Here is a 24,276-nt window from a genome sequence, read left to right on the forward strand (position 1 = left end):
ATAATGTCTGATGTAAAGATATTTCTGAAATGTTTACGTATTATTTTTGAGGTTTTTGAATATGAAATTTAATCAGTTTAGTTACATCCCAGTTAGTCCTGAAATAGCTTGTCAGGAACTTCGTTCTTTAGGATTTGAAGTCTCTCTAGATGCTAGTGCCAAAGCCAATTTTGAGGCCTTTGTTCGCAAGTCCTTCCTCTTCTTTGAAGACACCGACTTAGCTTTGAAAAATTGGATTGCCGATACAGAGACTGACCTCCTGACCTTTTTCCAATCAGACCGTCCTTTGACTGCTGAAGTCTTTGGTTTGGTAGCCCTTCAACTGCTAGGATTTGTCCCTAATGTGGACTTTACAGACAGTGCTGCTTTCCTAGAGAAAATGGCCTTTCCAATCACTTTTGATGGCAGTCTTAACAACCTTCATCAATTGTTGGCGACACGCACACAGTCTGGCAATACCTTAATTGATCAGTTAGTAGCTCAGGATTTAATCCCTGTAAGTAATGACTACGTCTTCTTTAATGGTAAGAGCTTAGCAACATTTGACACTAATCAGCTTCACCGTGAAGTGGTTTATGTCGAAACACCTGTAGATACTGATAAAGACGGGCAGTTAGACTTGGTCAAGGTGACTATCTTACGTCCTAATGTAGACTTCCCAGTTCCAGCCATGATGACCGCAAGTCCTTATCAACAAGGGACTAATGAGCCTGCTTCAGATAAGCTCACCCACAAGATGGAGGGAGACTTGCTCGTCAAACCAGCAGGTGAAATCTCTCTTAGACAACCTGAAATCAAGGTACCAGAGGCAGACCTTACGCCTATCAATCCTGTCACAAAAGCTCAGGAGCGTTTTGCTCACACAGATACCTACACACTCAACGATTACATGTTAGCTCGTGGTGTGGCCTCTATCTATGTATCCGGTGTCGGTACCTTCAACTCAGAAGGTTTCATGACCTCTGGAGACTATCAACAGGTTCTGGCCTATAAAGCTGTCATCGACTGGCTCAATGGTCGTTCACGCGCCTTTACTAGCCGTAGCAGACAGCATACAATCACTGCTGATTGGGCTTCTGGTAAGGTGACTACTACTGGACTTTCATACTTAGGTACCATGTCCAACGCCCTAGCCACAACTGGCGTTGACGGTTTGGAAATGGTTATTGCTGAAGCCGGTATTTCTTCTTGGTACGACTACTATCGTGAAAATGGGCTCCTCGTCAGCCCTGGAGGCTACCCTGGTGAAGATCTCGACACCTTGACTGAATTTACCTATTCTCGTGCCCTATTAGCTGGAGAATACCTACGCCACCAAAAAGACTATGAGACCTACCTCAAAGAGCTAAGCAAAGCCATTGATCGTAAGCATGGGGACTATAACCAGTTCTGGCATGACCGTAACTATGTGCAATTCGCAGATCGTGTCAAAGCCACTGTTGTCTTTACACATGGTAGCCAGGATTGGAATGTCAAACCGATTAACGTCTATCAAATGTTCAATGCTCTTCCAGACTCTCTTGAAAAACACCTCTTCTTCCACAATGGTGCCCACGTTTACATGAATGCTTGGCAGTCTATTGACTTCCGAGAAAGCATGAACGCCTTGATTTGTCAGAAACTCCTTGGTTTGGAGAACGGCTACACACTACCTACTGTGATCTGGCAAAACAACCAGTCTGAACAGACCTGGGAAGTTCTCGATAACTTTGGACACGACAATGGTAAACACATTCAGCTTGGTGAGGCTGAAGCTAGCATCGCTAACCATTACGAAGAGGAAACCTTCACCAAATACGGTAAAGCTTACCAAAGCTTCAAGGATGACCTCTTTGCAGACAAAGCCAACGCCATTACCTTTGACTTTGAACTGGACCAAGACATCCAGATTAATGGTCGTGTCCACCTAGAGCTCAAAGTTAAATCTAGCACAAATCGTGGTCTCATTTCAGCCCAAGTTCTAGAAATGGGTGACAAGAAGTATCTCGCACCTATTCCCGCACTCAAACGCATGAATTTAGATAACGGCCGTCTCTTCAAGGAAGAAGCCTTACGTGAATTGCCATTCAAGCAGGCAAAATATCGTGTGATTACCAAAGGACACCTTAACCTGCAAAATCGCAAGAACCTCCTTAGCATTGAGAATGTCACTCCAAATGAATGGATGACTATCGGTTTGGACTTGCAACCAACCATCTACAAACTCAACAAGGGCGAAAAACTCCGACTCGTTCTCTATACCACAGACTTTGAGCACACTATTCGTGACAATAGCAACTACGAATTAACTGTGGACCTAAGCCAAAGTCAGATGACATTGCCTTATTAGTCTTTATCACAAAAATTCCCATAGGATGAGAACTCCCATGGGATTTTTTATTGTGTGGAAATAAACAAGATTTAATCTTCAATTTTTACGATTTATTTTAATGTTATTTAAACAAATGATGTAGCCAAGACAGTGGAATAACACGAAGATATGCCAGTAAAAATAAAGCATAAAGCTATCAGATTTGATTATCGTATAAAAAAGAAAAATTGCAACAAACAAAATGGAAAGCCACAGTGTCTTCTTAACGAATAAAAAGTATTGATGCCATATCTCTTTATCACCCAAAGTAACTTTAGATTTTTTGCTTAGGAAAAGATGCATCAAAATCTCTGCTAGACTGCTAAGTACTGTTAAAACCAGAATCTTACTTAGAGGAATACCTAAAAAGAATCCCATCCACTCAATAAGCACTTGGGACAAAACAATGGCCGTAAGGGCACGTAGATTTTTTGACATAAAACTTAAACCTCACACTTCTATCAAACAGAAAGTTTTCACTATATTGAATTACACCTACAAAGCATAGATAAACACTATTTTTATAAGCATATCCATCATAAACTGCCATTCTAACCTCGTTCACTTTGTTTAATGATTTTAAGCACTCTAGGTGTCAGAAAAACTAGTAAACAAATATCCAAAACAATCACAACAATAATGATTAGACGCCATTCGGCATCTCTCACCGTCAGCAAACGATAAATACCAGCTAAAATAATAGCAGAATGTGCCAAGCCCATACCAGCGTAAATTTGTTTAGGAGTAAACTGTCGTTCCTCAAGTGGACGACGGTCAAGCTCTCGCTTAAGCAACTGTGGTAACACGAGTAAAAAGATTGATAGCAATGCCAAAGGTAGCCAAATCCAGATTGGATGCTGACTAGATAGGGCATTTAAAGCTATATTCCCAATGACTACTCCTAGGATTGCTGATAGGACACGTAACGAACGTAACACAGCAGAACTAAATTTTTGTAATATCACCATTTTAACTCCTTTTCTACTAGAGTAGTTTAAACAAGTTATAAGGGCATTATCATCGAAAGGATCGGCTATTCTTTCATCACAATCACTTGTCCGCTAGGCATAATCATAACTAGGACTTAAGGTTCTTTCTCTGCTCCTCAACAGGTTGGAAAAGAACCTTTTTGCCCCATCTTTCTTTTCTCAATGGACAACTCAACCTTAAAACCAAGAAATCCTCCCTAATGACATCAATAGCCATAACGAATCGCTAGCAATTTTCGCAACTCTGCCATTCGCTCCTCGATAAAGGGAGACAAGGTTAGCTGGTCTTTTCTGACCACTTCGGATATTTCCAGTGACATCCTGCTTAAGATATAGGGAGTGGCTGAACGAGAGTCTGCAAGTTCCGTTCGGTAGGAGTGCAGGACCTGCTTCAAATCAGCATAATCTTGCTTATCTCCAATAGTTTCAATTACTTCATCGATGATAGCTATTGCTTGTTCTCGTCTCTCTTTGCCTCCTACAAACCATTTAAGTCCTGTCATTAAGAAAACCTCCCTATTTCTCTCAACTAATTTTTCAATCACATCTTTAGCATAGCACCCTTATAGTCATTTAAAAGCCAGCGTCCCAAAAAGTGGCTATATATCCTAAATGGTAGCCAAATCCAGATTGGATGCTGACTAGATAGAGCATTTAAATCTATATTCCCAATGACTACTCCTAGGATTGCTGATACGACACGTAACGAACGTAACACAGCAGAACTAATTTTTTGTAATATCACCATGGTAATTCCTTTTCTACTTGAGTCATTTACATAAACTACTAGGGCGTTATCTAAAGAATGATTGGCTATTATTCTGAATCTAGCATGGCTAAAGACACGAATCTGTCACTTTCCATGCTGCTTAAAACAAATACATCACTTATCGTTTCTAAAAATCAGCTGACTAAGATCATCAGAGAGCGATAAAGAAACATAGAGTGACAAGGTGTAAAATAAAAATGTCCTTTCTTGATGCCAGAAAAATGTTATCACACATTGAATACAGACAGCCAAGATAACTTGTAGGATAAATTTTATGTATTTCCTAGAAATAAGCGATTGTTTCAAATAGTAATCCTCCTTTCATGACATATTTTGAAGACCCAGACCTTGCAAGTTTTGTCTATACGATAGAAGAATATCCGTCAAGTATTGGAAATACTTCTCTAATTTTCATATTTTTCATTAATCACTTTCTTATTATAACACTTTTTCGCAAATATCTTCTAGATTGCTTACAGAATAATCAAGCAAATGCGTTTATTGTTTAAAATATTTTTTGGCTTGAAGGTAAGCTAGAAAATCACAGAGAATTAACAAAAGCATTAATACGACTAGTACTATGCGGTCTGTGGTATCACTGAATGTTAGTAATGTGTAAAACTCTACACAAAGCACTAGAAATGAGATGACCAGAAAGACAATGAAGGACTGCCATATTGTTAACGGATTTACTGAATTGGAACGCTTCTTAAGCAAACAGTAGAGCAGCCCATTTACCAAAATGACCACTAAAGCTAGTGCTCCGACTGCTAACCAAATCTCTGGAGAAGTCTTGCTTTTGTAGAGAGAAATACTGGTACTTATAAGGAAAACTCCCAATATAGCAGTAGCGACCCTAAAAAATCGCAATACTCTCGGACTAATATTCTTTAATTTCATGATAAAACAATTAAGCTATGAATAACCTCAGTCAGTCTTGTAAACTGAATAAGCTATTACATTTAACGCTATTCCTTTCTGTATTTTTTTATACTGTTGTAAGATCTCAAGTAATCCCTTAGCGATTACATTCTACTGGAGATGTAATACAATAGCGTCATTAGCACTGATATTTTAAATAAGCGAATATACATATCTTTATTTTTTCTATTACAAAAATATGCAATCAAATATAATACAATCTCCGCTATCATTAGCAAGAATAATTTTACTTCGGGAACATCAAAAATAAGCATTTGCAAGCACCTCACGTTCAAAGGGGCAAAAGGTTACTTTTTAAACTGTGCCCATTTTTTAAAAAGCAGACTATAAAGAAGCAAGGTTAGCCCCAACAAGTTAATGGTATGGTGGACTGCATCCAAACTTCTAAATAGATTAGCGAGGCCCATTCCGATGAGAATGGTAGCCAGTAAATACGGTTTTGAGTTTTTAAACATACTTTTCTCCTTAAAGTGTTTTTAGCGTTCTGTGTTCAAGCTATGAATTTATTATAGATTGGAAGCCGATAAAAAAGTAGTGACATAAATGTCACTACTTGTCTGACCTTATGTACTTGATAATCGTACACATAAGAAAGAGAAAAAGACATAACCCAATAATATTTAGGCATTGAAGTCCGAAATTCAGTTTTTCTCCCAAGTTATGTAAGGCAACAAGGATGAAGCCCATAGACATCATTAGAGACACTAGGCGTTTTTTAGTCATGAGTATGGATACCTTTTATCTTTTGAAATATTTTTTAACTTGAAAATAAGTAAGAATATCAAATAAAATCAATAAAAGCATTAAAATAAATAATACAATGCGATCCGTAAAGTCCGTTAGTGTTAGTAGTTTGAAAAACTCGACACACAAGACAAACAATGAAACACTAAGGAAAATACCAAATGATTGTTTTAGCGTCAAATAGCTTTTTGTTACTGATTGTTTTTTTGATAACCGGTAAAAAATAATGTTGATCACTCCTACGAATATAGTAAGCAAGCCTAATCCAAACAGAATCCATACCGGAGTCACTTTTTCATAAAGGTAAAAACCTAAATTAATGAGAAGAACAACTATTGCAGCACTTCCTAGTCTTAATAACTGTAATGCTACTGCATTATTATTTTGTAGTTTCATAATTAGTAAATTTTTAATTAATGTGGGAAAGCATAACCAAGACCAGCTCCGACAACTCCACACCCTACAATAGCATAAGGTGCAAGCGTAAAGAGTGGAGCACCTGATGCGGCACAGAAATAAATTCCCTCAGCAGCACCACTAGCGCTACTAGATAAACGGTCCCAATTGACTTTTCCACCTTCAACGTTTGCAAGTGCCTCGAAATCGAGTGTTTCAAAAGTGTTAATTGTTTGTGTTGTCATTCTAACAACCTCCTAAAATATTATTTTTTAGCTTTTTTCTCTCAAGCTATGGTTTTATTATAGAGTGGAAGACAACAAAAAAGTAGTGACATGAATGTCACCACTCGATTTTGATTTTTAAGAAATCTTTTCGAATATAGAAGCTATGGTCTAGACTAGCCTACTCTCCTTCCATTGCACCTGCTTGTAGGCTGTACATCTTGTGGTAGGTGCCGCCGAGGGCTAGGAGCTCCTCATGGCTACCGTGTTCGATGATGCGGCCCTTGTCTAAGACATAGATGCAGTTGGCATCTTGGATTGTCGATAGGCGGTGGGCAATGGCAATGGTTGTGCGTCCTTGACGCATTTTTGCTAGAGAATTTTGGACAATAGCCTCTGTCTCCGAATCAATATTGGCTGTCGCTTCATCCAGGATTAGAATTTTAGGTTGGCTAGCAACGGTCCTAGCAAAGGCTAGAAGCTGACGTTGACCGGTTGAAAAACTTGAACCTCGTTCGGAAACTGGAGCATCATAACCTTCTGGAAGTTTGTCGATAAAGTGGTTGGCATCCACAAACTCAGCAGCGGCTTTGATCTCTTCATCAGTTAAATCCTGATACATTGCAATATTGGATTTGATTGTACCATGATAGAGAAAGGGTTCCTGAAGGACAAGACCAATGTTCTTACGCAGCTCTGCCTGACTATAATCGCGAATATCCACACCGTCAAGAAGAACTCGTCCTGATTGGAACTCATAAAAACGCATGAATACGTTGATAATAGAGGATTTTCCGGAACCTGTAGAACCGACAAAGGCGATGGTTTCACCTTTATTGACAGAGAAGGATATGTTATCTAAAATCTGGTGTTTACCATCATAGGAGAAAGAGACATTTTCAAAGCTAATGTTCCCCTCGGTAACCTTAGCATCTGTGTCTCTCTGTTCAGGCTCATAGGTGCGCTCGTCGATCAAAGCGAAGACCCGACCTGCTGAGACCATCGAGGTTTGCAAGGTTGAGAAGTTTTGTGTCACTTCAATCAAGGGATCAAAGAGGCGGTTAATATACTGGATAAAGGCATACATGGTCCCTGCTGTGATGCTCAAATAGATACCTCGGTAGCCAAAGTAGGCCATGAGAACAGCATAGCCCAGGAGCTTCAGTAAACTCATGGCTGGGCGTAGAAAGAGAGAATCCAGTGACATGGAACGGCTGGCGTAAATCAGGTGTTCCTCATTAATGGCATCAAACTCTTTTTTGAGACGTTTCTCTTGGTTAAAGGCCTGAATGATGCGAATCCCTTCGATACTCTCTGACAGTTTGGCATTTATATCTGAAAGCAAGGCTCTGGTCTTTTCAATGATGACCACTGATTTTTTGCGGTAGAGATTAACCAAAAGAACAATCAGAGGGAGAAAGAGCACAATAAGCCCGGTCAGACGAATGTCCAAGATCATCATGGTGTAAAGGGTGGTAACAAAGATAAAGATAGCCGAAATAAAGCTAGACAGAATCCCTGAAAACATCTCGCTAATAGTCTCAGTATCATTGGTCAAGCGAGAAACGATAGAGCCTGCTGGAGTTTTGTCAAAGTAGGACATCCCCAGTTTTTCCATATTGGCAAAGGCATCTCGGCGAATATCCCTGACAATACTATAGGACACACGCGCAAAAAAGAGATTTCCCAGATACTGAACTAGCGTCTGCAAGAGATAAAGCCCATAGTAACCAATCAGAATCAAGCTTGCCGCCTGATTCATATCATGCAGATAGTGGTCGATAAAATAAGAGGCCACAAGGGGAATGATACTCTTGATAACCGTAGTGGACAAGAGGAAGGTCAAAGCTAGAAAGGTCAAGAATTTGTAAGGCTTGAGATAAGTCAAGAGACGCTTAAACACAGACCATTGGTTTTGATTAGGCATCAACTTCTCCTCCTTCCATTTCTAACTGTTGAGACTCATAGGTCTTGGCATACCAACCATCCTGAGCTAGTAAGTCCTCATGACGGCCCCGTTCAATGATACGACCATTTTGCATGACTAAGATGAGGTCAGCGTGCACCACAGCACTAAGACGATGGGCGGTAATGATCGTCGTCTTATCCTTGCGGGTATGCTTGAGATTATCAATAATGGCATGTTCTGTCTTGGCATCAACCGCAGATAAGGAGTCGTCCAAAATCAAAATATCTGGATCCAAAATCATGGCACGACTCATGGCCAGACGTTGTTTTTGACCACCTGATAGGCTGACACCCTTTTCACCAATGATCGTTTCAAAGCCTTCAGGCATAGCCTTGATATCCTCATAAACTTGAGCCAACTTAGTCGCTTCTTCCACCTTTTCAAAGGCGAGGTCAGGATTACCAAAACGAACATTGTCTAAAATGGAACTGGCAAAGAGAAACTGGTCTTGAGGAACATACCCCATCAAGCTACGCAAGTCTGATAGGCGATAGTCTCTGATGTCATGGCCATTTAAATAGATGGCTCCTTGATTAACATCGTGCTCCCGCAAGAGCAACTTGACAAGGGCCGTCTTTCCTGAGCCAGTCTGTCCAACCAAACCAAGGGTTTGGCCCTTGTCCAAGGTGAAATGAATATCTCGCAAAGTATCCTCATCCTCAAAAGCAAAGCGGTCAATCGCATATTCTAAGCGACCATTTTCGATACTTGGGAGAGGATGTGCAGGATCTTGAACATCTGATTCCTGCTCCAGAAGATTTTCAATACGTTGGTAGGATACATTTCCCCTCTGTGTGATATTAAAGAGGAAACCAATGGCCATCAAAGGCCAAACCAACATATCCAAATAGGTAATGAAGGTTACTAAATTTCCGACCGTTATCTGATTAGCCTGAATCATAAAGGCCCCGACAAGAAGGGTTAAAACATAAGATGAGCCAACAAAGAGCAAGACCAAAGGATCAAAAAGGCTGTCATACTTCATGGTATGCATATTCTTTTTAAAAGTCATCTCATTGGTCTCTTGGAAGGACTGAAGCTCAGCCTCCTGATAGCCAAAAGACTTGGTTACCTTGATCCCTGATACCGACTCCTGAACCTTATTATTAAGTTCTGAAAAGGCTGCCTGGGATTCTCCAAAAGCTTTATGGGTCTTGCGTCCCAAACGACTAGTCGCAAAAGCCATGAAGGGTAGGGGTAAGACAGCCACCAGGGTCATCTGCCAGGAAATGCTGAAGAACATGGTGATTAAGGTTACCAAGGCTGTGATAGACGCATCCACGGCTGACATGACACCCCCACCAGCCAAACGGGTTAAAGAGTTAATATCATTGGTCGCATGAGCCATGAGATCCCCAGTTCGGTACTTTTGGTAAAAAGAAGGCGACATCTTGGTAAAATGCTCAAAAAGGCGTGACCTCATAATCTGACCCAAGCGATAAGAGGTCGCCAAGATATACATCCGCCAAACATAGCGCAAATAGTACATTCCTAAAGCTGCCAAAAGCAAATACACAAGATTCAAAAGCAAGATCTGATTGGTCAATTTTCCCGATGTAATAGCATCAATGACCCGCCCCATAACCATAGGAGGAATCAGATTGAGTACCGAAACCAGACTCAGTGCCAAAATCCCGACAATATACCGACGTTTTTCTAACTTGAAAAACCACCAAAGTTTTGCAATGATTGATTCTTTAAAAAACAAGTTATTCCCCCTATCCTTACAAATGGTTAATAATAGACCTCGTATAAGTCTCGTATGCTAAGGTTGCTTCCAATAGCGATAAATTGTACCATCTTCTAACTGAAAGTAACCAATATAAGTCAATTTCCCAAAATCAGTAGACTCTGGCAATTGATAAGCAAAGGAGTCAAAATTATAGACCTTGTGCCCATCATCAATAGAGTAGCTATCCTTATCGTGGATAACTGATTCGTCCTTCTTGGGGTTCCAAATGCGTCTGATTTCATCAGATGTCTTATACTCTCTGACAAAATTGTATAATTCAAAGTTAGTTGCCTCACTGAGATAGCGACCATCGGTGTTGTAGTTGGCTAATTGAGGCTCTCTCTTAGACTCAGAATAATTCCAAACCTGTCCTCTTTCTCGCATGATATCGGCATCACGGCCACTTTGATAAGTATCTGCCTTAACCATCGTCATTGTTACTCCTAACGTTAATACGGTGACTACTGTCATCATTAAGTGTTTCATTATTTCTCCAAACGTGTTTATTCATTTTTCCCTCTTTTGAATGTGTTGTATTTGTATGATAGAAAATAAGTGAAACCTGAGACGCGTAAGCTCCCAGGTTTTTTACTCTTTTAAATGCGTTTGAATCAGTTTTACAAGAAAGCGGTAGACAACTAGTGCCACCAAACCTCCCAAAGTGTTGGTCCATAAATCATCTAACTCAAAGACACGATTAGCATCAATGAGAAGATCTAGAATGACTTGTCCAACCTCAATCGTCAAAGACATGACAAAGGTCGCTAAAAGGACCTTTTTCCAAGACCTGAATCTGGGGTACAAGGCTAAAAGCCCTAAAATTAGCGGACTTAGTAAGAAAATGTTGGTCACATTTTGCCCAAGCACAAAGACAATCTCTTTAAGACTATCTAGCTGATAAAAGTTGGTCAAACTATTGAATGGGGTTAATAGGACCACGACACGACCAAAATGTTGAATACCAGGGGTTTCAACACCTTCAACTAGCCCGTACTGGGGTGTCCAACATAGGAGCACTAAACAAAGGAGATAAGCACAGACCAAAACTCGGCTTAACTTTCTTCCTTTTGATGTTAGTTCTCCATCCTTATCTACCCAAGTCTTAAGCTGAAACATCTTACTTACCTTCTGATTTACCAGAAGCTTCTGCTACAGCTTTTTGACGGTCGCGTTTCATAGTGTTTGAACGCAATTGTCCACAAGCTGCATCGATATCTGTACCGTGCTCTTGACGAACCACGCAGTTAACCCCATTTTTCTTGAGCACATCGTAGAAGGCAGCCACACGTTCTTTCGTTGAACGGCTATATTGGTCGTGCTCTGAAACTGGGTTATATGGAATCAAGTTGATGTATGACAACTTACGGATTTTCTTAGTCAAATCAGCCAACTCTTGAGCATTTTCAGGATGGTCATTGACCTCATTAAGCATGATATACTCAAAAGTTACACGACGGTTGGTTGTCTGGATGTAATACTCGATAGCTTCAAAGAGTTTTTCAAGTGGGAACGAGCGGTTGATACGCATGATGCTTGAACGAAGGTCATTGTTAGGCGCGTGAAGTGACACGGCAAGGTTAACTTGAACACCTTCGTTAGCAAATTCCTTAATTTTTGGTGCCAAACCAGATGTTGACACGGTGATGTGACGCGCTCCAATGGCAAGACCATTGTCATTGTTAATGGTACGCAAGAAGCGAAGCACATTGTCATAGTTATCAAATGGCTCACCGATACCCATAACAACCACGTGGCTGACACGTTCACCGTCACTACGATCGTCAAAGTATTTTTGTACCAACATGATTTGTGCCACAATCTCACCAGCAGTCAAGTCACGTTGTTTCTTAATCAAACCACTGGCACAGAAAGTACAACCGATGTTACATCCAACCTGAGTTGTCACACAGACAGACAAACCATAGTGTTGACGCATCAAAACCGTCTCAATCAACATACCATCTGGCAATTCAAAAAGATACTTAACGGTACCATCTTTAGATTCTTGAACGATACGTTGTTTCAATGGGTTCACACAGAAATTCTCATTCAATTTAGCAATGAAATCCTTAGAAATGTTGGTCATTTCTTCGAAAGATTGCACACGCTTCTTGTAGAGCCAATCCCAAATTTGAGTAGCACGGAATTTCTTTTCACCGTGTTCCATAGCCCAATCAATCAACTCGTCACGAGTAAGACCATAAATAGAAGGTTTGTAGCCTTCCATATCCTCTAACTTCTGACGTTTACGGCGTTCTGGTTTTGCTTGTGTTGTTACTTCTGACATAGTTTAATTTCCTTTTTTTCTGATTGTGAAATGTTGACCATCTGACTTGGTCTGGATTTGTTTCTTCGATGGGGTGTTTTGACCTTTAGATTTTGGAGCTTGCTTCTGACTCTTCTTGAAGTTAGGCTTACGCTCACGACCACCGTCCTCGGATCTAGATTTGAACTTAGGACGACGCTTGATTTTCTCAAAGCTTGGACCCTCTTGATCCCTATCTCTTCGTTTGGACTTTTCTGGCTTTTGCTTCGCAGAAGCTTTTTGCCCCTTATTCTTTTGAGAAGCATTGCGCTCTCTAGATTCCTGAGAAGCATTACGACGATTATTAGAACGACGGCGCTTGCGACGAGGCTCCGTCTCCTCTTCAAAGACGATTAACTGCGGCTCTTCATTTTTCAAAATAAAGTAGGCACAGCCAAAGGCACAGTATTCACGCAAATACTCTGACAATCGGCTAATACGGTCTGTCTTACGCGTATTAGGTCGCTCGTCCTCGTAAAATCCCTTAAGGCGAAGCTGATCATTAGACCAGTCCCCAACGATATAATCATACTTGAGCATGATTTCAGAAAAACGTTGCCCAAAGCGGGTAGCGTCTAAAGCATCCTTGTGATTTTCAAGAACTGTGAACTGACAGGCATCTGATTTCAGAAGATCAGCCACATACACAAAGTCTGGCCCTGGATATTTATTATAATTAAACATTTCTGGCAAGATTTCTTTACGCATGTGCCATCCTTTCTGCTCTCTCTTATTTTCTATCCTGATGCTGTAATAATGTCTCTATATCTTATCCCAATTGGCACCATTTTTTCCTAAATACTTGGCCACAAGTTCCCTTAACAAATCTGGAAAAAGAAGAGTAACCTCCTTTTCCTTAATTGTAGGGAAGTAAGAAGCAAAGTAGTACTGATCCACAAGGACCAAACTAAACTTCTCATTGGAATCTACAACCCTTCTATTATACAACAAATTACCGTTTTTGTAAGCAAAATTCCCCGTGATTACTTCACCAAATGTCTTCCCTCTAAATCCCATACCTTTAATAGCTTGATTTTTAAGGAGTTCAGCCTTAGTAAAAACTTCCTGACAGATTTCTTTGAGTTCTTTTCCTGTCACGACTAGACGTGCCATCCGCATCTGATGAGGAAGGGCTTCTTGCAGGTCTGCCATGGTCACTTGAGGACCTAGTGTTTTCATGATAAGTCCAGTATTTAAAAGCGTTAATTGGCTATCGGTCTCCTGACAAACAGCCTGTAAAACCAATTGACAGGTCTCATCAAAATCTAGTTCTCGACCTAGATTAGCTACTTTTTTCTGAGCTAAACGACGATGGCCTTCCTCACACATAGCCTTTATAAAGGTTTCGTCCTCCTTGTCTAAATCCAAGATGTAGGACTTGGTGGGGATAGCCTCAATCTGATATTCTATCAATCGCCCATTTTCCACAGTAAGGTCAATACAGCCAAGATAATAGCCATATCTGTCAGCAGCTGCCAAATAGGTTTCATTGACTAATTTCCCCTCTTCAAAAAGGTGATGCGTGTGGCTCCCGATGACAAGGTTTACCTGCGGATAAGTCTCTGCAATCTGCTCATCATAGCGTACACCCAGATGGCTAAGAACGACGACTATGTCTGCATCCTTTACCTCAGGACGAGCCAAATCCTCTTCCAACCTAGCCATAGGCTCTAACACCTGCCAACCATTGGGAGCATAGGTGATGTAATATGGGAAGGTATAGGCTAAGAAAGCAATGTTTGTACCTGCTTTAGTTCTGTGGATAAGATAGGACTTGGCCCATTCAGGCTGTCTCCCCTCATCCTTGAGATTTCCTATGATAGGCTGAAACTTAGCCTGCTCATAAAGACAGTCTAGCTCATCCTTGGCCAGACCAATCCCCTCATTATTTCCAATAGTCGCATAGTCTATCCCCAACTCATTCATCAGGGCTACATTAAAACGCCCGGCTGTCGCATCAGATAAGGGATGGGACTTATCCACATTGTCCCCAAGATCTACCTTGATCAACTCTCTATCTGTCCGACTCAAATCATCCACAGCTCGCTTGAGTTGTGGATACTGTTCAAAATGAGAGTGTAAATCATTGATATGAAGAATTCGAATCGTGTCTTTCATGACTCCTATTGTAGCACTTTTGCTATAAAAAAACTTGACAATCATTCTGCCAAGTTTTTACATGCTATTTTTCAAACAGGAACGTATTCCTAGTTAACTTTCTTTTTAACATATTCTTCTGCGAGATGATAGACGTCATCTGCTAGGGATATACTGACATAGATGCACACAATTGAGAAAATTTCTCCTCTAAAGTGTTGCCAAGCAAAGAATATAAGCCCATAAATTAGTAGCGCAAGTACTATTTGGCCAAAAAATTGACTCAGTAATCGCCTAATAACGACAAATAAGGCCATAAGTAATCCCATCTTTAATACCATAACCAATACCCTTTAAGGCTGCACCTTGCCAAGTACCTGTTTGAATACCACCTTTAATGGCTCCTCCAACAGCCCCGACGCCTACGGCAGCTGTAGCTCCCCAAAAACTACATGCTCCACCCTTAACAGTAGAAAGATCTTCGGAATTAAGTGAGTTAAAATTGTTAATGATTTGTGTTGTCATTAAAACAACCTCCTTTAAAATATTTTTTAGCCTTTTCTCAAAAGCTATGATTGTATTATAGATAGAAAGCCAACAAAAAAGTAGTGACATAAATGTCACTACCTGATTTTGAGAGTTGACTCAACTAATAACCTCAAACTTACACATTATTTTACTTTAAACGGAAAGCTTCTTAAAAATGGCTGTGATAAAACTATTTAAAATCTGTCATAGTTTCAGTTCTTAAGACAGCCAATTATTTTGCGAGTGTAGTGAGCATATACTGAGACTTGTCGCTGTGATAATGACGACTAAGACTTTGTAGTCATAAGCGTTGGGAAGTTTTGAGACCTTAGGCTCAAAAGAAAAATATATCTTCAAACTAAATAAGGTCTTTTGAGTTTCCAAAAAGTTTGATAATAATCAAAAAAGCCAAAACACTTTGGTTTCAACCTCTTGAATTTTTAAATTAAAATTTGCTCTCACCTAGAAGCCAATACTTAAAAACTTTGCTTCTTAGCTTTACGCTCAGCACGCCCCTTAGCACGATTAGCCGCACGACGCTCACGTTTGCGTTTTTCGTCAACCTTCCACTGAATTTTCTTCTTGTAGCCAGGCTTGATTTTTTTCTTTTTCTTCTTAACCAAACCGATCATTTCCGTATCAAGTTTTTGATAGGCTTTTTCACGGTTGGCACGACGGTCACGGTCATAGGTATCTTGAAACTCGCCGTCCTTATAGACTTTAGGGTCAAAGGTAATCCCCATCTTTTCAAGCTCACGAATATCGGAGTCGTCACTTGGTTGATAGAGGGTGATGGCTGTTCCTGACAAACCATTACGTCCGGTACGCCCTACACGGTGAACAAAGAAAGACAAATCCTGAGGAATAGCATCGTTGATAACATGGCTAACCCCTTCAATATCAATCCCACGCGCTGCAAGGTCAGTCGCTACAATGTACTCAAAATCAAGCTTCTTGACTTGATTCATGATACGCTTTCGTTCACGTGGTGGAATACCTCCATGAATTTTGGCAACCTTAAGACCATTTGACACTAGGTAGCTGTGCAAATCGTCAGCACGTTCCTTGGTATTAACGAAAATCATTGCCAAATATGGCTGCATTCCCTTAAGCATCTCAAGAATCTGTTCATTCTTGTTGCGACCCTTAGTAGATACCAACCAGTTATCAATGGTATCTGCAATAACTGTTGAAGTTTTGATTTGTTCCATGACGGGATTGGTCAAATATTTCTTCAAGAATGGTTGCAGTTTTTGAGGGATGGTTGCTGAGAAGACCAAAATTTGAACTTCCTTAGGCAGACTTGCCGCAATCTTGTCTACAGTATCCAAGAATCCCATGTCCATGGTCATATCAGCTTCGTCAACAACAAAGGTATGGGCCTTGTGAATAGCCAGGTCACCAGACTTAACCAGGTCATAAATACGCCCTGGTGTCCCGATAACAATATGAGGTTGTGCTACCTTTAGTTTCTCAATCTGACGTTGCTTGTCTGTACCACCCACATAGTTGACCACACGAATTTCAGTCTCAGAGTGTTTGGCAATTTGTTTTGTCGCTTGGTAAATTTGTGTCGCCAATTCACGTGATGGTGCTGTAATAACAACCTGAACATCGCCACTCTTTGGATTCAGTTTCTCAAAAATTGGCAAGAGGAAGGTATGTGTTTTCCCTGAACCCGTCTTTGATTCACCAACCAAATCACGACCTGAACGGACTACAGGAATCAATTTCTGCTGAACAGGCGTCGGCTCCTTAAACTTAATTTCATCAAGGGCCTCCTGAATAAATGTTTTAAAATTAAAATCTTTAAATGACATATTTATTTACTTCTTTTCTATCTAGTCTATCCTTATCATTATAACAAAAAAAGAGCATTTCTGCTCTTTTCATTTATTTCATAACGTTTCCAAGAACCATCCAAAGGGTAATGGCACTTGCAAGTGCTCCAACTGTCCAAAGGAAAGCATCAACCTTCCACTCTGACCATTTGTCACCCTTACCTGAAAGACCACCTAATTCGAGGTGATGGTGGAATGGTGTCATACGGAAAATACGGCGACCTTCTCCATACTTACGTTTAGTGTATTTGAAATAGCTGACCTGTAGCATGACAGAAGCTGTCTCAAAGACATAAACCACACCAATCAAGAGTAGGGTCCACTCCACACGTAGGGCAATAGAGATAACCGCAAGCATAGCCCCAAGTGACAAGGAACCAACATCTCCCATAAAGACCTTGGCTGGCTTGTGGTTAAAGACGAAGAAGCCAAGAAGAGCACCAATCATGGTAACGATGATGGTCAAAATAGCAAACTCACCCTTGACAAAAGCGATAATCCCATAGGCAATCAAGCTGATAACTACAGAGATAGAAGCCAAACCATCGATACCATCTGTCAAGTTCACAGCATTTGAGAAACCAACGATCCAGAAAAGGACAAAGAGAACATAAAAGACACCGAGGCGAATGGTCAAGCCTCCAATAGCTAGGCTATCTGTCCCACTAGGGAGTACGTGGATAAAGTAGAAAAGTAAACCTGCAATAATCTGCAAGGCCATCTTTTGCCAAGGTTTAAGTCCCTCATTGATTTGACGGAAAATCTTAAGGAAATCATCAAGGAAGCCGATGATTCCATATATCAAAATCACAAAGAGAATCCCTACTGTGGCACCATAAGCCTGGTGTCCTTCGCTAAAGACGTGTAAGTTGAAAATCAAGCTAACCAAGATGGCAACCACTAGGAAGACTGTCCCTCCCATAGTTGGCGTCCCAGCCTTAGCCAGATGCTGCTTCACATCTTCATGCATTTGTTGGCCACCGATTTTCTTGATTTTGTAGTAAGTAATAAAGTGAGGCATAGCGAGCACCGTCAACACAAAGGCGGCCACGCCTGCTATCAGACTCATAGTCATCTTAGTCTCCTAAAGTAATGGTAATCTTCTTGGTTTTAGACAGGGCTTTTCCTGCCGCAACACTTTGTTTGGTAACAGTCCCTGACTTGCCACCCTTGTAAGTAATTTTAATACCTTTCCATTTGGCAAAGGTTTCAACGTTCTTCTTGGTCCAACCATACATGTCTGGAAGTTCTGTGAAGTCATTGGTCATGATAAGAATCTGTTCATTAGCCTTGATATTAGCTTTGGCATCTACAGAAACCTTCTCAATCTTATCACCAACCCCCAGAACAATCGGATGAATCAAGTTTTGACGAAGGGTGTTAGCTGTCTCACCTGGACTCTTACCGATAATATCGCCGGTTTGATAACTCGTTTCCTCGGTCTTTTCACTACCTTCAGACATAGAAGTATCTAGGGTGTCTCCCATAGACATGGCTTCTTCCAAAACCGGGTTAACCACAGTCGCATAAAAATTATTATCCCAAGTCTTAGGCTCCAGAACAGTCACATACATGATGTATTCTGGATTATCTTTAGGTACCATAGCTACAACTGAATTGAGGGTTTCATTGGAACCAACTTTGTAAGTCCCAGTCTTTTCATCGGCAACTTGGGCCGTACCAGACTTAACGGCTACATCATAGTTACCAACCTTGATAATAGGTGCCCCTTCAGATTTATTGTAAAGGGTACCGAACTCTGGATCCGTACCAACGGAAATCATATAGTTACGCGTTTCAGAGGCAGCCTGCTTAGAAACTGGCTTACCGATAACTTCCTTCTTAGCTGTACGAGCTGTGCCCTGGTTAACATCGGCAACTTGTTTGATAAATTGAGGTTCCAACATGATACCGTTGTTTGAAATGGCGGTAAAGGCTCGAAGCATTTGGACCTGAGTCACTGAAATCCCTTGTCCGAAGGATGATTGAGCTATATTAACAGAGTTTCGAGAGACAACCCCTGAAGACTCACCAACCATCCCAAAACGGGTTGGAAGACCAAATTTGAAAAGAGATAAGTAGTTAGACCAAACTTTGTCTCCCATCTCTTGTTCCAACATGGTCATAGCAACGTTACTTGAATAAGAGAACCCTTGGGCAAATGACATGGTACGACCTGTTGAGATACCTTCATTGATTGACCAGTCATTAATTTCAACGTCGTCAACCTTAATACCATTAGCATTACTGAAGGTCGCATTCGGATTGAAGCTTCCATTGTTAATAGCAGCTGACAAGAGCATAACCTTCATGGTTGAACCAGGCTCATACTGGGCTTCGTAAAGACGGTTAACCCAGTCATAATTCTTCTTAGCCTGTCCCTCAAGGGTATCAGAATTATAGGTTGGACGTTGTGTCGTCGCAAGAATCTCACCTGTCTTAGCATTAACAACTGTCGCTGAAGCATTTACCCCTTGCGTCTGCTCCATAAAGGTATCCATCTGCGTTTCTAGGAAGGTTTGAAGAGGCGCTGACAAGGTTGTATAGATGTTCTTACCATCGATAGCTTCCTTGGTAATGGTTTCCGTACCTAGAAGCGTATTACCGTTTTTATCCTTCTCATAAATGGCCTCTCCATCTGTTCCAGTCAAGAGGCTATTGAGCGAGCGCTCCAAACCAGTTTGACCAATCAAAGAATATGAGCCGTCTTTTTTATTTTCAACAGCTTCGGCACGACCAAGAAACTCTGACGCGAAGGTTCCATTAGGATACATTCGTGACGTTGTTGCTTCAAAGGCCATCCCCTTAATTCCCGCATCTTTAAAGGCTTTTTCTAGTTCTTCTTTAACAGAGTAGGTAATTCCCTTCCCCTTTAGTCCAAAGGAAACCTGGTAGGCACCCTTAGTACGCAATTGGGCCAAGGAATCACTCTTTTCAATTCCTAGCTTATCCTTTAAAATATCAGCAACTTTGTCAAACTGACTATCTTGGACATAGAGTTTTTCTTGAGTCGCTGACACATAGCTGGTCGACACGATAGCGTAAATGGCATAACTGGTTGAATCCTCAGCCAAAACATTTCCATTTCGGTCGTAAATCGTCCCACGCTTGGCAGCCACTGTGGTCTTAGTGTTATAAGATTTAGCAGCCTGGGTCGACAAATCGACACCAAACTTACTGTCTGCCCCGATAATCACCACAAAGTTGATAATAAAGACGAAAAAGATAAAGATGCTGAGAACCATAAGGTTCTGACCAACGTGCTGTCGATTCTGGGCTGGCTTTCGCCTATCCCTAACGACATAGTTTAGAAATAAATGTTTAAGTTTTCTTAATCTGTTCATTGGTTACCTCACACTCTTAATACTATCGTTATTAATAGACAGGCCTGCCTTATTAGCAATCTCTTTAATACGGTCAGAGTTAGTCAACTCATTAACCGCCTGCTTAGCATTGTTAAGCTCTGTTTTTTCATCACTAATCTTGCTATTAAGGTCTGTGATTTGTTGCTTGATAGCCTGATTACGCCCTTGTAAAAATACAACTGCGATACTCATCACAATAGCTGTCAAAACAATTGCCGAATAGAAAGCCTTTTCCATACGCGTCATAAAACGAATATGGTTTCTAATGGCTCTATTGACAATCTGATGTTCCTTATTTTCCATAATTATTTCCTGATTTTTTTAGCCACACGCAATTTAGCAGAATGCGAGCGGTTATTAGCTTCTAATTCTTCCTGACTAGGTAGGATTGGCTTGCGATTAACTAAGGCTACCTTAGGTTGGAGGTCTTCAGGAATAAAGGGCAGACCTTTAGGCACGTCTACCGTACTAGCTTCCTTGAAAAGCTGTTTAGTCAGTCGATCCTCCAAAGAGTGGAAGGTAATGACCGAAATACGACCATCCACAGCAAGTAAATCCAAGGCCTCTTGAATAGACTCATCCGCAGCACCAAGCTCATCGTTCACTTCGATACGAATAGCTTGGAAAATTTGCTTGGCTGGATGGCCCTTCTTCTTCAATTCCTTAGCAGGCTTAGCTAATTTAATGATTTCCGCCAGTTCCGTCGTGGTCTCAATTGGTTTAACCTGACGGGCCTGTTCAATCTTACGTGCAATTTGTTTAGAGAACTTGTCCTCACCATACTTGAAGAAAATGCGCACCAAATCGTTGTAAGGATAGGTATTGACCACATCATAAGCGGTCAGACTCGCCTCCTCATTCATACGCATATCTAGCTTGGCATCCTGTTTATAGGAGAAACCACGCTCACGCTCATCCAACTGTGGGCTAGAGACACCCAAGTCATAGAGAATGCCATCAATTTCAGACACCCCCATGGCTTCAAGGTTGGACTTGAGATTACGGAAATTATCCTTAATGAAGGTCACCATGCCCTTATCAATATAGTCCTTGAGACGCACTTGAGCATTATCAATAGCCTTTTGGTCTTGATCAAAGCAATACAAATGTCCCTTTTCAGACAATTGTGACAAAAGATAAGATGAATGTCCTGCGCCACCCAAAGTCGCATCTACATAGATGCCATCGGGCTTGATATCAAGCATATCAACAGTTTCGTGCAAAAGAACGGTTACATGGTGAAATTCATTAGTCATGACTTTTATTATAGCACAAGAATAGAGAAATTGTCTCGTTCCGTAAGTTGTTAGGATATCAAAAAAGCCAGACCCTAGGCCTGACTTTATGATTGATATATTGGTTCTCAAAAATTAATCCACTCTGTAAAAATAACTTTCCTCTGAAGGCACCCCATTCGTCGCTAAGATTCGGTCTTTACTGTTATCTCCCGCATCACTTGCATCGCTAACTCCTTTAGGACAAAGCTGAATTGGAGTATTACCTACTGGACTAGAATCAACATAAGTTAAAGTATATATCCCAGACACATGCTGATTGGGTGAGACTTTGTCGATAGGGTAAGTATAGCCCCAGAAATCCAACTGTCCGTCCGAAGTAATGGTGATGGTCTTTCCATTTGAAGACTTCCATGTCCCTACAGCCGATTTGTAGTTACCATTCTTCAGTTCATCAGCCTTAAGTGAGGTTGAGCTTGTTTTACCTTCCGACGATGTTTTAGAACTACTATTACTTGAAGCACTGTCCAAGTCCTTCCAATCCCAACTAGAAAGATCTGCTTTTTCAGCACCTGAATCGCTGTCGTCTTTGACAAGAGACTGGCCGTCATTATTAAAGTGGTAACCTGAACCACCACCTGCTGTGGCACCAGCACTACCATAGTAGCTAAAGGTCTTATCCATAAGGTAAGCCAATGTCATACGCTCACCCAACATGCCCAGTTGTGGCCCCTCTGTCAGACGAACAACCTGACCACTATCCTTAGATATAGTGTAAATATCCGTAATCACATGTTCTTTAAAGAGTTTACCTGGCTTAAAAGCAAGAATCAACTCATCAACACCATTACCATCCAAATCATGGTAAGTATAGACCGTTGAGGCAGGACTTGTTTGAGAATTAGCATAGGTCACAATGAGAGAATTAAGTGATGCATCCGTTTGGTTGTTGGCCACAGCCGTTTGGTACTTACTAATGATGCTATCATAGGCAGAGGTATCTACCTTTTTCTCTTGACTAGAGCTTGAACTTGTACTTATGCTAGAGCTTTCACTACTACTTGATTGTGACTGCTCTACTGATGAAGATGAAGTCATCGAAGTCAACCCATTTTGCTGGTTTGAACAAGCTGCTAATAGGACTAAACTAGATAATCCTGTTACTAATGCTAAAACTTTATTTTTCATCTCTAAACCTAAATTCCTTTTCTTTAATCCTTATTCTGCTGTCCCAGAGCTAACATCTGCGCTGTAGGCAGGGGCTGTATAGCTTGAAGACTCACTATGTGACTCTGTATAAGTTGTTGGTGGCACATAGTTATACTGGGGCGCTTGATAAGCCTCTTGTGCTGAAGAAGGCGTTGGCGCCGATGCTACCGCAGGGCTAGAGCTCGCCTCTGTCTGACTAGCCACTACTACCGTTGAACTTGCTGACGAAGATTCACTTGATGACTCACTTGAGCTTGTTGAAGATGACGATGAACTAGAGCTAGATGACTTGGACGAAGACTTGGGTTTGCTTGATGATGACTGTTTAGTGGCTACCTTGACTTGGACCTTAGCATGATTGTGAGCAGGTTGCAAAAAGACGATTGCCAAAGCCAAAAGGATAGCTGGTAGGGTAAATGCCAAAATAAGGTAACGTTTTTCTTTTAAATGACGAAGTAGTTTCATAGAATATTCACATTTCTTAAATATATTTTTAGTATCGATTAGTCTCAGATAAGATTATATCAGAAATATTAAAATGTGCAACATTGACATAAAAGTTTTTTGACATCAGAAAAACCAACTCAAAGAGTTGGTTGGTTGTCATTATTGCCGTGGGTTATCGACGTTTTTAACTGGCACTTCTACTTTTGTTGGTTGGCATAGTAGAAAAACAAGGATAAAAATACCGACAAATGGGATTAAAGGAATAAAAATATACAGCCAATTGTAGCCAGCATCACGCAAACGACGAACAGTTATAGCAATACCAGGTAAAACCATAGCAACACCATAGGCAAAAAAGATAAGTAGTAAAATAAGTCCAATAGTAAATAAATCGCTTGACCCTGTTTCAGCTGTCATTCTTTCAACCACTGCTTCGAGCAAATAACAAGAAAAGAGAATCAATACATGTGCCGAATATGCAAACCAGTAATCTGAGGGTGTTGAACGTCCCTTAAAATCAACATAGCCCTTCCAAAATTTTTTGTAGGCTTCAATCATAATAAAATCTCCCTTTTTATGTTACTACCAGTCTAACAAGACAAGAGGAGTTTAACAAATCAACTAAAAAACAGCCTAGCGAGGCTGTTAAGTCATTATTATTGCTGTGGATTATTGAAGTTGTTGAATGGGTATTCCACTTTACTTGGTTTACATAGCAAAACAATTAGGATAATCCAACCTACAAGTGGGATAAATGCAACAAAAATATACGGCCAATTGTAGCCAGCATCACGCAAACGACGAACTGTTACAGCAAGACCAGGTAAGAAGGCAGCGACAGCATAAATAAACATGATTAATCCGAGGATAAGCGAAAAAATAGCTAAGACAGTTGAGTCTGTTGCACTTGCGATTCCTCCAAATACTGCTACCACAATATATAGTCCCCAGGTAATTAAAGCATTAACAAGGTATGCAAACCAATAATCTGAACGTGTTGAACGGCCCTCAAAATCTACATAGCCCTCCCAAAACTTCTTATAAGCTTCGATCATAATAAAATCTCCTCATTTTTTGATACTTATAGTATAGCAATAAAAAAAGAATTTGACAAATCAACTAAAAAACAACCTA

Annotated in this window: 25 protein-coding genes; 1 reads left to right on the forward strand and 24 read right to left on the reverse strand. The window is 40.7% G+C overall.

The window, feature by feature from the left end:
• The first annotated feature begins 61 nt into the window (after positions 1–61).
• Complete coding sequence (locus BSR19_RS08700; RefSeq protein WP_156246997.1) at positions 62–2,329, forward strand: Xaa-Pro dipeptidyl-peptidase; 2,268 nt, start codon at positions 62–64, stop codon at positions 2,327–2,329.
• Between the two features lie 78 nt (positions 2,330–2,407).
• On the opposite strand, the gene BSR19_RS08705 is transcribed toward BSR19_RS08700, so the two are convergent.
• From BSR19_RS08705 to BSR19_RS08815, 24 genes are all read right to left on the reverse strand, one after another.
• Positions 2,408–2,788, reverse strand: coding sequence for a bacteriocin secretion protein (locus tag BSR19_RS08705; RefSeq protein ID WP_156246998.1), 381 nt, complete (start codon positions 2,786–2,788; stop codon positions 2,408–2,410).
• 113 nt (positions 2,789–2,901) lie between these two features.
• On the reverse strand, positions 2,902–3,318 hold the full coding sequence (locus BSR19_RS08710; protein ID WP_156246999.1) for a hypothetical protein: 417 nt from the start codon (positions 3,316–3,318) through the stop codon (positions 2,902–2,904).
• A 227-nt stretch (positions 3,319–3,545) separates the two neighbouring features.
• On the reverse strand, positions 3,546–3,842 hold the full coding sequence (locus tag BSR19_RS08715; RefSeq protein ID WP_156247000.1) for a bacteriocin immunity protein: 297 nt from the start codon (positions 3,840–3,842) through the stop codon (positions 3,546–3,548).
• 764 nt (positions 3,843–4,606) lie between these two features.
• The gene (locus BSR19_RS11880) at positions 4,607–5,008 is read right to left on the reverse strand and encodes a hypothetical protein (RefSeq protein ID WP_156247001.1); all 402 of its coding nucleotides are present in this window, start codon (positions 5,006–5,008) and stop codon (positions 4,607–4,609) included.
• Between the two features lie 329 nt (positions 5,009–5,337).
• A complete protein-coding gene (locus BSR19_RS11500) occupies positions 5,338–5,505 on the reverse strand; it encodes a hypothetical protein (protein WP_002884432.1) in 168 nt (55 codons plus the stop codon).
• Between the two features lie 283 nt (positions 5,506–5,788).
• Positions 5,789–6,190: a hypothetical protein gene (locus BSR19_RS08725; RefSeq protein ID WP_070575405.1), complete on the reverse strand. Its 402-nt coding sequence runs from the start codon at positions 6,188–6,190 to the stop codon at positions 5,789–5,791.
• Between the two features lie 17 nt (positions 6,191–6,207).
• Positions 6,208–6,435 carry a Blp family class II bacteriocin gene (locus tag BSR19_RS08730; protein ID WP_073686171.1) on the reverse strand — a complete coding sequence of 76 codons (228 nt, stop codon included), beginning with the start codon at positions 6,433–6,435 and terminating at the stop codon, positions 6,208–6,210.
• A gap of 160 nt (positions 6,436–6,595) precedes the next feature.
• A complete protein-coding gene (locus BSR19_RS08735; protein WP_156247002.1) occupies positions 6,596–8,341 on the reverse strand; it encodes an ABC transporter ATP-binding protein in 1,746 nt (581 codons plus the stop codon).
• The gene (locus tag BSR19_RS08740; RefSeq protein ID WP_156247003.1) at positions 8,334–10,091 is read right to left on the reverse strand and encodes an ABC transporter ATP-binding protein; all 1,758 of its coding nucleotides are present in this window, start codon (positions 10,089–10,091) and stop codon (positions 8,334–8,336) included. Before BSR19_RS08740 ends, BSR19_RS08735 begins: the two co-directional genes overlap by 8 nt.
• 57 nt (positions 10,092–10,148) lie before the next feature.
• The gene (locus tag BSR19_RS08745) at positions 10,149–10,544 is read right to left on the reverse strand and encodes a hypothetical protein (RefSeq protein WP_231605963.1); all 396 of its coding nucleotides are present in this window, start codon (positions 10,542–10,544) and stop codon (positions 10,149–10,151) included.
• 159 nt (positions 10,545–10,703) lie between these two features.
• On the reverse strand, positions 10,704–11,231 hold the full coding sequence (locus tag BSR19_RS08750) for a VanZ family protein (RefSeq protein ID WP_156247004.1): 528 nt from the start codon (positions 11,229–11,231) through the stop codon (positions 10,704–10,706).
• Between the two features lies 1 nt (position 11,232).
• Complete coding sequence (gene rlmN, locus BSR19_RS08755; RefSeq protein ID WP_156247094.1) at positions 11,233–12,342, reverse strand: dual-specificity RNA methyltransferase RlmN; 1,110 nt, start codon at positions 12,340–12,342, stop codon at positions 11,233–11,235.
• Positions 12,343–12,405: 63 nt separating this feature from the next.
• A complete protein-coding gene (locus tag BSR19_RS08760; protein WP_156247005.1) occupies positions 12,406–13,128 on the reverse strand; it encodes a YutD family protein in 723 nt (240 codons plus the stop codon).
• Between the two features lie 54 nt (positions 13,129–13,182).
• Positions 13,183–14,538 carry a bifunctional metallophosphatase/5'-nucleotidase gene (locus BSR19_RS08765; protein ID WP_156247006.1) on the reverse strand — a complete coding sequence of 452 codons (1,356 nt, stop codon included), beginning with the start codon at positions 14,536–14,538 and terminating at the stop codon, positions 13,183–13,185.
• Between the two features lie 273 nt (positions 14,539–14,811).
• Complete coding sequence (locus tag BSR19_RS08770; RefSeq protein ID WP_002884558.1) at positions 14,812–15,042, reverse strand: Blp family class II bacteriocin; 231 nt, start codon at positions 15,040–15,042, stop codon at positions 14,812–14,814.
• 479 nt (positions 15,043–15,521) lie between these two features.
• The gene (locus BSR19_RS08775) at positions 15,522–16,865 is read right to left on the reverse strand and encodes a DEAD/DEAH box helicase (RefSeq protein WP_014634998.1); all 1,344 of its coding nucleotides are present in this window, start codon (positions 16,863–16,865) and stop codon (positions 15,522–15,524) included.
• Between the two features lie 73 nt (positions 16,866–16,938).
• Positions 16,939–17,961 carry a phospho-N-acetylmuramoyl-pentapeptide-transferase gene (mraY, locus tag BSR19_RS08780; RefSeq protein ID WP_156247007.1) on the reverse strand — a complete coding sequence of 341 codons (1,023 nt, stop codon included), beginning with the start codon at positions 17,959–17,961 and terminating at the stop codon, positions 16,939–16,941.
• 1 nt (position 17,962) lies between these two features.
• A complete protein-coding gene (gene pbp2x, locus BSR19_RS08785; protein ID WP_118184933.1) occupies positions 17,963–20,230 on the reverse strand; it encodes a penicillin-binding protein PBP2X in 2,268 nt (755 codons plus the stop codon).
• 3 nt (positions 20,231–20,233) lie between these two features.
• Positions 20,234–20,554: a cell division protein FtsL gene (gene ftsL / locus BSR19_RS08790; RefSeq protein ID WP_002884540.1), complete on the reverse strand. Its 321-nt coding sequence runs from the start codon at positions 20,552–20,554 to the stop codon at positions 20,234–20,236.
• A 2-nt stretch (positions 20,555–20,556) separates the two neighbouring features.
• Entirely contained in the window at positions 20,557–21,507 is a 951-nt protein-coding gene (gene rsmH / locus BSR19_RS08795; RefSeq protein WP_156247008.1) for a 16S rRNA (cytosine(1402)-N(4))-methyltransferase RsmH, read from the reverse strand.
• Between the two features lie 114 nt (positions 21,508–21,621).
• Positions 21,622–22,674, reverse strand: a complete 1,053-nt coding sequence (locus BSR19_RS08800) for a hypothetical protein (protein ID WP_118184937.1) — start codon at positions 22,672–22,674, stop codon at positions 21,622–21,624.
• Between the two features lie 30 nt (positions 22,675–22,704).
• A complete protein-coding gene (locus tag BSR19_RS08805; protein ID WP_118184939.1) occupies positions 22,705–23,160 on the reverse strand; it encodes a Wzz/FepE/Etk N-terminal domain-containing protein in 456 nt (151 codons plus the stop codon).
• 141 nt (positions 23,161–23,301) lie between these two features.
• Positions 23,302–23,700: a DUF805 domain-containing protein gene (locus BSR19_RS08810; protein ID WP_118184942.1), complete on the reverse strand. Its 399-nt coding sequence runs from the start codon at positions 23,698–23,700 to the stop codon at positions 23,302–23,304.
• Between the two features lie 98 nt (positions 23,701–23,798).
• Positions 23,799–24,197: a DUF805 domain-containing protein gene (locus BSR19_RS08815; RefSeq protein ID WP_118184944.1), complete on the reverse strand. Its 399-nt coding sequence runs from the start codon at positions 24,195–24,197 to the stop codon at positions 23,799–23,801.
• Positions 24,198–24,276 lie beyond the last annotated feature (79 nt).

Origin of the sequence: Streptococcus salivarius, assembly GCF_009738225.1 — a bacterium.
In the GTDB taxonomy this organism is placed as follows: Bacteria; Bacillota; Bacilli; order Lactobacillales; family Streptococcaceae; genus Streptococcus.

What these genes read in the sequence shown, in the direction of transcription:
- rlmN (WP_156247094.1), bottom strand. Translation starts at nt 12,342, where the DNA reads ATGGAAGGCTACAAACCTTCTATTTATGGTCTTACTCGTGACGAGTTG.
- BSR19_RS08760 (WP_156247005.1), bottom strand. Translation starts at nt 13,128, where the DNA reads ATGCGTAAAGAAATCTTGCCAGAAATGTTTAATTATAATAAATATCCA.
- BSR19_RS08805 (WP_118184939.1), bottom strand. Translation starts at nt 23,160, where the DNA reads ATGAAACTACTTCGTCATTTAAAAGAAAAACGTTACCTTATTTTGGCA.
- BSR19_RS08715 (WP_156247000.1), bottom strand. Translation starts at nt 3,842, where the DNA reads ATGACAGGACTTAAATGGTTTGTAGGAGGCAAAGAGAGACGAGAACAA.
- BSR19_RS08815 (WP_118184944.1), bottom strand. Translation starts at nt 24,197, where the DNA reads ATGATCGAAGCTTATAAGAAGTTTTGGGAGGGCTATGTAGATTTTGAG.
- BSR19_RS08770 (WP_002884558.1), bottom strand. Translation starts at nt 15,042, where the DNA reads ATGACAACACAAATCATTAACAATTTTAACTCACTTAATTCCGAAGAT.
- BSR19_RS08700 (WP_156246997.1), top strand. Translation starts at nt 62, where the DNA reads ATGAAATTTAATCAGTTTAGTTACATCCCAGTTAGTCCTGAAATAGCT.
- BSR19_RS08745 (WP_231605963.1), bottom strand. Translation starts at nt 10,544, where the DNA reads ATGGTTAAGGCAGATACTTATCAAAGTGGCCGTGATGCCGATATCATG.
- BSR19_RS08730 (WP_073686171.1), bottom strand. Translation starts at nt 6,435, where the DNA reads ATGACAACACAAACAATTAACACTTTTGAAACACTCGATTTCGAGGCA.
- ftsL (WP_002884540.1), bottom strand. Translation starts at nt 20,554, where the DNA reads ATGGAAAATAAGGAACATCAGATTGTCAATAGAGCCATTAGAAACCAT.
- BSR19_RS08735 (WP_156247002.1), bottom strand. Translation starts at nt 8,341, where the DNA reads ATGCCTAATCAAAACCAATGGTCTGTGTTTAAGCGTCTCTTGACTTAT.
- mraY (WP_156247007.1), bottom strand. Translation starts at nt 17,961, where the DNA reads ATGACTATGAGTCTGATAGCAGGCGTGGCCGCCTTTGTGTTGACGGTG.
- BSR19_RS08775 (WP_014634998.1), bottom strand. Translation starts at nt 16,865, where the DNA reads ATGTCATTTAAAGATTTTAATTTTAAAACATTTATTCAGGAGGCCCTT.
- BSR19_RS11500 (WP_002884432.1), bottom strand. Translation starts at nt 5,505, where the DNA reads ATGTTTAAAAACTCAAAACCGTATTTACTGGCTACCATTCTCATCGGA.
- BSR19_RS08710 (WP_156246999.1), bottom strand. Translation starts at nt 3,318, where the DNA reads ATGGTGATATTACAAAAATTTAGTTCTGCTGTGTTACGTTCGTTACGT.
- pbp2x (WP_118184933.1), bottom strand. Translation starts at nt 20,230, where the DNA reads ATGAACAGATTAAGAAAACTTAAACATTTATTTCTAAACTATGTCGTT.
- BSR19_RS08810 (WP_118184942.1), bottom strand. Translation starts at nt 23,700, where the DNA reads ATGATTGAAGCCTACAAAAAATTTTGGAAGGGCTATGTTGATTTTAAG.
- BSR19_RS11880 (WP_156247001.1), bottom strand. Translation starts at nt 5,008, where the DNA reads ATGAAATTAAAGAATATTAGTCCGAGAGTATTGCGATTTTTTAGGGTC.
- BSR19_RS08750 (WP_156247004.1), bottom strand. Translation starts at nt 11,231, where the DNA reads ATGTTTCAGCTTAAGACTTGGGTAGATAAGGATGGAGAACTAACATCA.
- BSR19_RS08725 (WP_070575405.1), bottom strand. Translation starts at nt 6,190, where the DNA reads ATGAAACTACAAAATAATAATGCAGTAGCATTACAGTTATTAAGACTA.
- BSR19_RS08765 (WP_156247006.1), bottom strand. Translation starts at nt 14,538, where the DNA reads ATGAAAGACACGATTCGAATTCTTCATATCAATGATTTACACTCTCAT.
- BSR19_RS08705 (WP_156246998.1), bottom strand. Translation starts at nt 2,788, where the DNA reads ATGTCAAAAAATCTACGTGCCCTTACGGCCATTGTTTTGTCCCAAGTG.
- BSR19_RS08800 (WP_118184937.1), bottom strand. Translation starts at nt 22,674, where the DNA reads ATGAAAAATAAAGTTTTAGCATTAGTAACAGGATTATCTAGTTTAGTC.
- rsmH (WP_156247008.1), bottom strand. Translation starts at nt 21,507, where the DNA reads ATGACTAATGAATTTCACCATGTAACCGTTCTTTTGCACGAAACTGTT.